The organism is Saccharomonospora iraqiensis subsp. paurometabolica YIM 90007, assembly GCF_000231035.2.
GTDB classification, from domain to species: domain Bacteria; phylum Actinomycetota; class Actinomycetes; order Mycobacteriales; family Pseudonocardiaceae; genus Saccharomonospora; species Saccharomonospora paurometabolica.
In genome coordinates, this window is the sequence record NZ_KI912247.1 from 157,871 (window position 1) to 167,256 (window position 9,386).

The 9,386-nt window shown below is 72.2% G+C and carries 9 protein-coding genes and 1 pseudogene; all 10 read left to right on the forward strand.

The annotated features are described in order from the left end of the window. A pseudogene (locus SACPADRAFT_RS34020) lies at positions 1–662 on the forward strand (hypothetical protein); the annotation flags it as partial. A gap of 138 nt (positions 663–800) precedes the next feature. Continuing rightward, on the forward strand, positions 801–1,241 hold the full coding sequence (locus SACPADRAFT_RS0215005) for a hypothetical protein (RefSeq protein ID WP_007025237.1): 441 nt from the start codon (positions 801–803) through the stop codon (positions 1,239–1,241). Between the two features lie 3 nt (positions 1,242–1,244). Further along, positions 1,245–2,114: an Fpg/Nei family DNA glycosylase gene (locus SACPADRAFT_RS0215010; RefSeq protein ID WP_007025238.1), complete on the forward strand. Its 870-nt coding sequence runs from the start codon at positions 1,245–1,247 to the stop codon at positions 2,112–2,114. A gap of 215 nt (positions 2,115–2,329) precedes the next feature. Beyond that, positions 2,330–3,622, forward strand: a complete 1,293-nt coding sequence (locus tag SACPADRAFT_RS0215015; protein ID WP_007025239.1) for a sensor histidine kinase — start codon at positions 2,330–2,332, stop codon at positions 3,620–3,622. A gap of 55 nt (positions 3,623–3,677) precedes the next feature. Then, complete coding sequence (locus tag SACPADRAFT_RS0215020) at positions 3,678–4,517, forward strand: S49 family peptidase (protein ID WP_007025240.1); 840 nt, start codon at positions 3,678–3,680, stop codon at positions 4,515–4,517. 191 nt (positions 4,518–4,708) lie between these two features. Then, entirely contained in the window at positions 4,709–5,557 is an 849-nt protein-coding gene (locus tag SACPADRAFT_RS0215025) for a LytR/AlgR family response regulator transcription factor (RefSeq protein WP_007025241.1), read from the forward strand. Between the two features lie 6 nt (positions 5,558–5,563). Continuing rightward, positions 5,564–6,070, forward strand: coding sequence for a hypothetical protein (locus SACPADRAFT_RS0215030; RefSeq protein ID WP_007025242.1), 507 nt, complete (start codon positions 5,564–5,566; stop codon positions 6,068–6,070). 38 nt (positions 6,071–6,108) lie between these two features. After that, entirely contained in the window at positions 6,109–7,884 is a 1,776-nt protein-coding gene (locus SACPADRAFT_RS0215035) for a sodium/solute symporter (protein WP_007025243.1), read from the forward strand. A 63-nt stretch (positions 7,885–7,947) separates the two neighbouring features. Continuing rightward, positions 7,948–8,304 carry a rhodanese-like domain-containing protein gene (locus tag SACPADRAFT_RS0215040; RefSeq protein ID WP_028662483.1) on the forward strand — a complete coding sequence of 119 codons (357 nt, stop codon included), beginning with the start codon at positions 7,948–7,950 and terminating at the stop codon, positions 8,302–8,304. Between the two features lie 17 nt (positions 8,305–8,321). After that, positions 8,322–9,284: a DUF4328 domain-containing protein gene (locus SACPADRAFT_RS0215045; protein ID WP_007025245.1), complete on the forward strand. Its 963-nt coding sequence runs from the start codon at positions 8,322–8,324 to the stop codon at positions 9,282–9,284. The last annotated feature ends 102 nt before the right edge of the window (positions 9,285–9,386 follow it).

The window sequence follows — 9,386 nt, forward strand, 5'->3', positions numbered from 1 at the left end:
CGGCCGTGACGGTGGTCAGCGCTCCGGTGCTGGACGGCATCGCCGGCTCCGGGGGCTCCGACGACGGGGCACCCGCGCACGAGTACGCCCTGACCCGGTCGACCGAGGAGCCGGGCGGGGCCGAGGCCGACTTCGCCGGTTCCTCCTGGCCGGGAGCCGTCCTCGCGCGCTCGTCGCGCGACGGGCGCGACGGCTCCGGGACACGCGACGGGCACGACACGGCGTCGGCCGCAGGGGCCCCGTCCACCCCGGCCGTGGGAGGGGGACCGACCGACTACACCCTTCCCCCGCCGACCTCCACCGCCCCGGGGGGCGCCCCCGGACCACCCGTCGACGCGCCGGACGCGGACGCGCCCGCCGGCGACCTCCCGGGCGAGGCACCCGGCTCACCCGACGGGGACGAGGCTCCGGGACCCCCGGATGACCTCCCCACCGGGGACGCCGGTGACGGGCGGGGTGACCCTCCGGACGGGGTCGGCCCCGGCCTGGGGGACGACGGCCCCGGTCGTGGTGAGCCGGGTCGTGGTGAGCCGGGTCGTGGTGGCGAGGGCCCGCCCTCCGGTGCGGCTCCCGGCGAGCGTGGTCCGGAGCGCCCGCACGACCGCGGAGGCCGTCCCGGGCGTGGCGGGCCGTGGTCCGACGCGGGGAGCGGTCTGCGCTGATCTTCACCCGTACGGGTGGAAGATCACCGGGGAAGGCCGTGAAGTCGATCAGCGGCGGTGTGGACTTCACGGTCGGCTCACGCTCGGGGTAACGTTTCGTGCACAACCAGTGCGGAGCAGCGCAGCGGAGGATGGTGCATGAACCGGCTTGTCCGAGGGTCCGACGGCCGGGACTGGGTGATCCGGGCCCAGCTGGAATGGCGACGGCCCGCCACCGCGGAGGACTTCGAGCACGATGTGGCGGCCAACTACACCCCGGGGATCGCGATGGGCGCCGTCGCGGTGCTGCTCGGGCTCGTGCTGGTCGTGTGGATGCCCGAGGACGTCGTGGTGCCGGCCTGGGTGCCGTTGGCGCTGCTGCTGGTGGCGCTGTTCTTCCCGTTGCGGTGGACGTTGCGCAGGCCGTGGACCGTGGTCGCCGAGACGGAGGGCGACGTCACCGGCGAGCGTCCGTCCGAGCGGTGGGTCGGCACGGTCGTGGGCATACTGAAGGTGCGGGGCGAGGTGCACCGCATCGCCAAGTCGATCCAGAAGCACGATCTTCCGGACTTCGACGGACCCTTACAACCTGTCGAGTGAGCCATGCCCGAGTTGCCCGAGGTCGAAGCGCTCGCGTACCACCTGCGTACGCACGCGGTCGGCCGTGTGGTGACCCGGGTGGAGGTGGCCTCGTTGACGGTGCTCAAGACCGTCCGCCCCGGGCCCGCCGACCTGCACGGCCGGGAGGTCACCGGGGCGGCCCGGTACGGCAAGCACCTCGACGTCGTACTCGGTGACCTGCATCTGGTCGTCCATCTCGCGCGGGCGGGGTGGCTGCGCTGGTCGGATTCGCTGTCCGCGGCGCCCCCGAGGCCGGGGAAGGGGCCCGTGGCGCTGCGGGTCCGGCTGTCCGATCCCGGACAGCAGCGGGCACCCGGCTTCGACCTCACCGAGGCCGGGACGAAGAAGGGCCTCGCCGTGTGGATCGTGCACGACCCCGGCGAGATCGATTCGGTCGCGCGCCTGGGTCCGGACGCGCTCGACCTGGACACCGCCGGGCTCGCCCGGCTGCTGCAGGGGCGGACGGCGCGGCTGAAGACGGTGCTGACCGATCAGTCCGTGCTCGCGGGCGTCGGCAATGCCTACTCCGACGAGATCCTGCACACCGCACGGTTGTCGCCGTACGCGACGGCGGGTCGGCTCGACGAGGTGTCCGTCGAACGGCTGAGCGAGGCGATGCGCGAGGTGCTCACCTCGGCGGTCGAGCGGTCCGTCGGGCAGGAGGCCGCCCGGCTCAAGGGGGAGAAGCGCTCGGGCCTGCGGGTTCACGGCCGCACCGGGCTGCCCTGCCCGGTGTGCGGGGACACCGTCCGCGAGGTCTCCTTCGCCGAACGCGCCCTCCAGTACTGCCCCACCTGCCAGACCGGCGGCAAACCCCTCGCCGACCGCCGCCTCTCCCGCCTCGTCAAGTAGTCACCCGGGGTGTTGCCGCGAAGGGCACTTTCCCTGCGTCTCACGCAGTGAATGTGCCCCTCGCTGCACGTGCGGCAGGGAAGGTGCCCTTCACGGTTCATCCCTCGGACGGGGGCTGGTGGTGACGGTGGGTAGCTGAGGGTGGCGGCGGGTGGTGGGGTGGGGTTCGGGGGTGATCCGGTCACGTCTTGCATGTCACTGTGGGAGCGCAGAGCATGGACGCTGTGTCAGGTTTGTTGACCACGCAGTCCGTCGTGGCGTTCTCCGCCGGGGCCTGCCTCGTCGCGCTGGTCACCATCCTCGTCGTCCTCGTCCGGCGGCGGAAGCCCAGCCACGCCGTCGACGAGGCCGTGCTCGAAGCGGTCTGGGTGATGTCCAAGGCCCAGGTCGACCTGCGGGACGGCCTCGTGCAGGAGGCGACGGACAAGCTGGTGACCCGGCTGCTCCGGTTGCTCAAGTGCGTCGCGGTCGGGATCTCCGACCGGGAGGGGACGCTGCTGTCCTGGGACGGCGAGGCCAACGACCACTACGTCGACCTGGTGGGGCCGGTCGGCTCGGCGATCCGCCGGAAGAGCCGCGAGGTCGTCTCGCACGACAAATTGCCCTGCGACCACCGGGGGAACTGCCGGATGCGCACGGCCGTGCTGATGCCGATCATCGTCGAGGACGAGGTCGAGGCCGTGCTGCTCGTGCTCGGCCGGACCAAGGGCAAGCGGATCGTGCAGATGGCCGACACGGTGAACCGGTTCATCAGCACCCAGCTGCACGCGGCCAAGCTGGAGGAGACCAAGCACCAGCTCCAGCAGGCGGAGATCAAGGCGCTGCGGGCGCAGATCTCGCCGCACTTCGTCTACAACGCGCTGAACACGATCTCGTCGCTGATCCGGACCGACCCCGAGGAGGCCCGCGAACTGCTGCAGGACTTCGCCGACTTCACCCGCTACTGCTTCCGGGCGGAGGGCACGTTCACGACCCTGTCCGAGGAGCTGCGCAACATCGACCGCTACCTCACGATCGAGGGCGCCCGGTACGGCGCCCGGCTCAACGTGCGGCTCAAGATCGCGCCCGAGGTGCAGTCGGTGGTCCTGCCGTTCCTGCTGATCCAGCCGTTGGTGGAGAACGCGGTCAAGCACGGCATCTCGGGCAAGCCGGGGGGCGGGACCGTCACGGTGACCGCGCACGATCGCGGCCCCGAGGCGGAGATCAGCGTGGAGGACGACGGGGTCGGGATGGACCCCGCCCTGCTGGAGAACATGCGGGACTCGTCGGGCAGTGCGCACATCGGACTGAGCGCCATCAACCGGCGGATGCACCAGGTCTACGACCAGCGCTACTCGCTGATGGTGGAGACGGCCGTCGGCGCGGGGATGAAGGTGACCATGCGCGTGCCGAAGTTCGTCCGGCACGTGCACCCGGACATGCCCAAGTACCCGGACCCGACCTCCTCCACCACCCGGAGCAGGCGCAACCTGCCGCCGGCCCGCACCTCCGCGCCCGTCGGCTCCTGACCGGTCCCGCCGGGAACGGGCGGGCACGCCGGAACCACTCAGTAGGGTGGACGGCATGAGCCGCACGGACACGTTGGTCAGCCGCATTCCCAAGCTCGGTGAGCGCGTCGAGCGCAAGGACGTCGTCGCCGTCGTCAAGCTGCACGGGGTCATCAACCCGCAGGCGTCCCCCTTGGCCCGTGGGGTCCTCAACCTCTCCTCCGTCGAATCGGCTCTGACCAGGGCGTTCGACCACGACCGGCTCAAGGCGGTCGCGCTCCGGATCAACTCACCCGGTGGTGCGCCGACGCAGTCGGGGCTGATCGCCGAACGTATCCGGCAGCTCGCCGACGAGAAGAACGTGCCGGTGTTCGCCTTCGCCGAGGACGTCGCCGCCTCCGGCGGCTACTGGCTCGCCTGCGCCGCCGACGAGATCTACGCGCACCGCACGTCCATGGTCGGCTCGATCGGGGTGATCACGGGATCGTTCGGGTTCACCGGGCTGCTCGACCGCTTCGGGATCGAACGCAGGCTCTACACGGCGGGGGAGAACAAGTCCCGCCTCGACCCCTTCTCCCCGGAGAAGGAGGAGGACGTGGAGTGGTTGCGCTCGCTGCACACCCAGCTGCACGACATGTTCGTCGACTGGGTGAAGCAGCGCCGCGGCGCCCGGCTCGCCGGGACCGACGACCTGTTCACCGGGGACGTCTGGCTCGGCTCCCGTGCCGCCGAGCTCGGCCTCGTCGACGGCCTCGGCAACTACCGGGACGTGCTCACCCGGCGCTACCCGGACGCGGAGATCACCGTGGCGGAACCGAGGAAGCCGCTGCTCGCGCGGCTGGGGGTCGGCGCACCGGCCTCGGCGCTGCTCGACGCGGTGCAGCACCGGGCGCAGTGGTCGCGGTTCGGGCTCTGACCGCGCGGGCGGTGCTCGTCGCCGACCGTGGTCATCGAGGTCACGCCGGGTGTTCGCGTTCACCGGTACGGTGGCTGGTTCCGGCGGTCACGCTGCACTCGTTACGCTTGGGTGGTTACTCTGTGGCGAACGGGCGTCACGTGATGATTCGCCCGGGCGCGTAGTGGACATCGGACCCGGCAGACGGCAGGATGCGTGTCACTGTGAGTGCTCATCGAGAGACCCCTGAACTGCTCGTCCTCGCTGTCGACGACGAGCTGCCCGGGCTCGACCAGCTGCGCCACTGTCTCGACGCGAACCCGCACGTCGGCAGGGTGATCCCCGCCGTGGACGCCTCGGAGGCGCTGCGGTACCTCGGCAACACCGACCACGAGATCGACATGCGCAAGCGGCGCGGGTTGCCGCCGGTCGACGCGGTGTTCGCCGACATCAACATGCCCGGGCTGTCCGGGATGGAGATGTCGCGCGTGTTCGCCTCGTTGAATCCCGCTCCGGTGCTGGTGTTCGTCACCGGCCACCCCACCGAGGCCGTCGAGGCGTTCGACCTGGGCGCGGTGGACTACGTCCTCAAGCCCGCGCGGCAGGAGCGCATCGACAAGGCCGTGGCGCGGGTGGTGGAGAAACTCGACGCCGCGCCCACCGCGGCCGCCACGGCCGCCGCGGCCGCCCCGGGCGCGGAACCGCAGGTCCGCGGGGACGACGAGGTGATTCCGGTCGAACTGGCGGGGACCACCAAACTGATCCCGCGGTCGGCGGTGCGCTGGGTGGAGGCCCAGGGCGACTACGCCCGGCTCTACACGACCGAGGGCAGCCACCTGGTGCGCATCCCGCTCTCCCAGCTGGAGAAGAACTGGGAGAACGCGGGGTTCGTGCGGATCCACCGCTCGTTCCTCGTGTCCCTCTCGCTGATCACGGAACTGCGGATGGGACAGGGCGGCTACCAGGTCGTGCTCGGCGACGAGGAGAAGGTCCTGCCGGTCAGCAGGCGGCACACCCGGGAGCTGAAGGACAGGCTGGTCGGTTCCTCGCGCGCGGGGTAGCGGGGAATGACCGACGAGGACATCTACCGCAGGGTCGGCGGCATCCGGGAGCCGGACCCCACGCTCGGCCGGAGGCCGCAACCGGAGCCCGAGCGTCCCGCGGTCACGTTGTCCCCGGCGCCGGACCCGGCGTCCGGGTCGGACGGGGCCGCCCGGCCCCGCAGGCAGCGGGTCGTGCTCGCCAAGCCGAAACGGGTGTCGAGCTACTCGATGCGGGCCAAGGTGGAGCTCGCCGAACAGACCAGTTGGGGCAGACTGCTCGTCCGGGACCTGGTGAAGGTGCAGCTGCGGGCGGGGGCGCTGTTGCTCGGCCTGGTGGTGGTGCTGCTCGGTGCGCTGCCGGCCGCCTTCCACTTCCTGCCCACCCTGGCCACGGTCCGGGTGATCGGGCTGCCCGTGTCCTGGGTGCTGCTCGCCGTCGCGCCGTTCCCACTGCTGTTCGCGGTCGGGTTGTGGTACAACCGCCTCGCGGAACGGCACGAGCGGGACTTCGTCGCCATGATCGAGAACTGAGTGCCCGTGCGGGCGACGAGGCGTAGCGGGGGGCAGTGGTGGAGCTGAACCCGTGGGCGGTCGGCGCCGTGGGCCTGGTTCTGGGGGTGACCTACTACCTCGGCAGCCGCACGTCCCGGTACGCGAGCACCACCGACGACTTCCTGCTCGCCCGCCGCACCGTGCGCTCGCGGCGCAATGCCGCCGCGGTCTCCGGCGAGTACCTGTCGGCGGCCTCCTTCCTGGGGGTCGCGGGGCTGGTGATGAAGGACGGCGCCGACGCGCTGTGGTACCCGATCGGGTTCACCGCGGGCTTCCTCACCGTGATGATCTTCGTCGCGGCCCCGCTGCGCCGCTCCGGTGCCTACACCCTGCCGGACTTCATGGAGGCCCGGCTCGGCTCGGCCGCCCTGCGCCGGGTCTCCACCACCGTGGTCGCGGTCATCGCGCTCGTCTACCTGTTCCCGCAGCTGCAGGCGGCCGGGTTCGCGGTGCGCACCGTCGTGCCGCAGGCCGAGCCGTGGATGGGCTCGCTGGTCGTCGTAGGGATCGTGACGCTGAACATCGTGGCCGGTGGGATGCGCGTGGTCACGCTGGTGCAGGCGTTCCAGTACTGGGTGAAGCTGTTCGCGCTCGCCGTTCCCGCGTTCGTGCTGTGCGCGGTGTTCCTCGCCGGCGGGGGTGCCGACACGGCGGGCCCGCTCGGCGAGCCCGCACCGCCGGAGTTCACCGAGGAGACCACGGTGTCGGTGGAGTCCGACGTCGTGCTGCGGGTCGGCGAGCCGACGGTGGTGCACATCCCGTCCGAGCGGCCCTCGGGTGCGGAGCTGTGGCTGCCCGGCACCGACTATCCCGTCGCGGCGGGCAGCGAGCTGCTGTTCCCGGCCGGGTCGTCCGTCCCGGTGGTCGGCGACGCCGCGCTGGAGAACGCCTCCTGGCTGCGCCCCACCGGGGACACCGACAGCCTGTGGTGGACGTACTCGCTGCTGGTGGCGACGTTCGCGGGCACGATGGGGCTGCCGCACGTGCTCGCCCGCTTCTACACGAACCCGGACGGGCGATCCGCGCGCCGCACGACGTTGCAGGTGCTGCTGCTGCTCGGGTTGTTCTACCTGTTCCCCGTGCTGCTGGGGGCGTTGTCCCGGCTGTACGTGCCGCGGCTGCTGTTGACCGGGAACACCGACGCGGCCGTGCTGGAACTGCCGACGGCGATGCTGCCCGGCGTGGCCGGTGCGGTCACGGTCGCGGTGCTCGCCGCGGGGGCGTTCGCCGCCTTCCTGTCCACCTCGTCCGGGTTGCTGGTCAGCGTGGCCTCGGTGATCTCCACGGACCTGCTCTGGGCGCGGGTGCGGGACTTCCGGTTCGCCGCGGTCGTCGTGGCGGGAACGGCCGCCACGGGGGCGGTCCTGCTGCCGATCGAGGACCTTTCGCTCAGCGTGGGGCTGTCCTTCGCCCTCGCCGCGTCCACGTTCTGTCCGCTGCTCGTGCTGGGGATCTGGTGGCGCGGCCTCACCTGGATCGGCGCGACCGCGGGGATGGTGGTCGGTGGTTCGCTGGTGCTGCTGGCGATCGTGCTCAACGTCGTCAGCCGGTTCGACGGCGGGTGGGCACCGTGGTTCGTCACCCAGCCCGCGTTGTTCACGGTGCCCGCGGCCTTCGCCACCACCATCGTGATCAGCCTGCTGACCGGGAAGCGCGTTCCCGAGGACGTGGACACGGTGATGCTGCGGATGCACGCCCCGGACCGGCTGGGCTTCACCCGTGACCGGCAGGCGCTGCACCCCGGCCGTGAGGACGAACGCGCCCGGCTCTACAGCGGCAAACACCGTCGGTAGGCCGAGGTGTCCCCGGACACGGCGGCACCGGCGGTGGACGGGCACGCGTGCGAAAATGAAGCCGTGACGACAGATTCCGATGACCTACCCTCGGCCTCGGTCCCCGAGCTCCCGTCCGAGGGGCTCGTGCTGCTCGACGTGCGCGAGCCGGACGAGTGGGCCGCGGGACACGCCCCGGAGGCGCTGCACGTGCCGCTGGGGGAGCTTCCGTCACGCACCGGTGAACTCGCCGACCTGCCGGACGACCGGCCGGTCCACGTCATCTGCCGCAGCGGTGGCCGGTCCGCCCGCGCCGCGGCCTGGTTGAACGCCGCGGGCGTGGTCGACGCGGTCAACGTCGAGGGCGGCATGAAGGCGTGGCAGGGGCACGGCCGCCCGATGGTCACCGACCGTGCGGACGCGCCCCCCGAGGTGATCTGAGGCCGGTCGGAGCGGGTATGCAGCAGGCAGCAGAGGGCGGGCCGGGCGTGTCCGGTCCGGGACACCGGACACGCTGGATCGCCACGCCACCGCCGGATGCGACCGGGCACACGCGGCCGTCCGGACAACACCGGCACGCCCCCGGGGCCGCGTCGGGGCGGCGCCGCTACACCGGCCCACCGTTCTACCCCGCCCCGCCGCGTTGGGGGTTCCCACCGTTGGCCTGGCGACGGCCGACGGCGATCCCCGGCACCCCGACCGCGACGCCGGTGGCCGCGCAGCGACTCCTGCTGATCGCGCGGAACGTGGTCGCCGTGCTGTGGACACTGGCCGGACTGGCCGCGGTCGCGGGCGGTGCGGAGGCCTGGCGCTACGCGCTGCTCGTGCTCAGCCGGAACACGGCGCTGAGCCCGGCGACGGTGGGCGTGTCCGACGCGCTCGTGCTGACCTTCTCCCTGCTGACCTTCGTGGCGACGGTGTTCGCGATCGCGGTGACACTGTGGTGGCTCTTCGTCGCCCGGACCGCGGCCGCGGAGGAGGCGGGACAGCAGCCGCCCCGTCCCGCGTGGCAGGTGGCGGTCGGGATCCTCGTGCCGGGGGTGAACCTGGTGCTGGCCGGGTCGATCCTCGCCGAACTCGAACACGCCGCCACCCGACAGCCCGCCCACCGGCGTCCCCGCCCGTCCCGCCTGGTGCTGGGCTGGTGGGCGGCGTGGGTGCTGAACGCGGCGTTGCTGGTGCTCACCGTGGCCTGGCGGGCACGCGACGGCGTGCAGGCCCAGGCGGACGCCGTGCTGTTCACCGCGCTGACCGACGTGTCGGCGGTGCTGCTGGCCGTGCTGACGGCACGGATCGTCCGGCGGTTCACTCTGCTGCTGGCGCCGCTGGACGAGCGCACCGTGCGCCCGTTGCGGGTGGTCGGTGTGCACGGTGCCCCGGAACTCCCGCGCCGGGCGCGGCCCACCACAGCCGTGCGGTGACCGCGACGGTCACGCGGGCACGGACGGGTCCGCCGACCTTCCCGACCGGTCAGCGGCCGGTCTCGCTCCGCCCGGTCTCGCTCCGGCCGGGAGCGCTGCGCT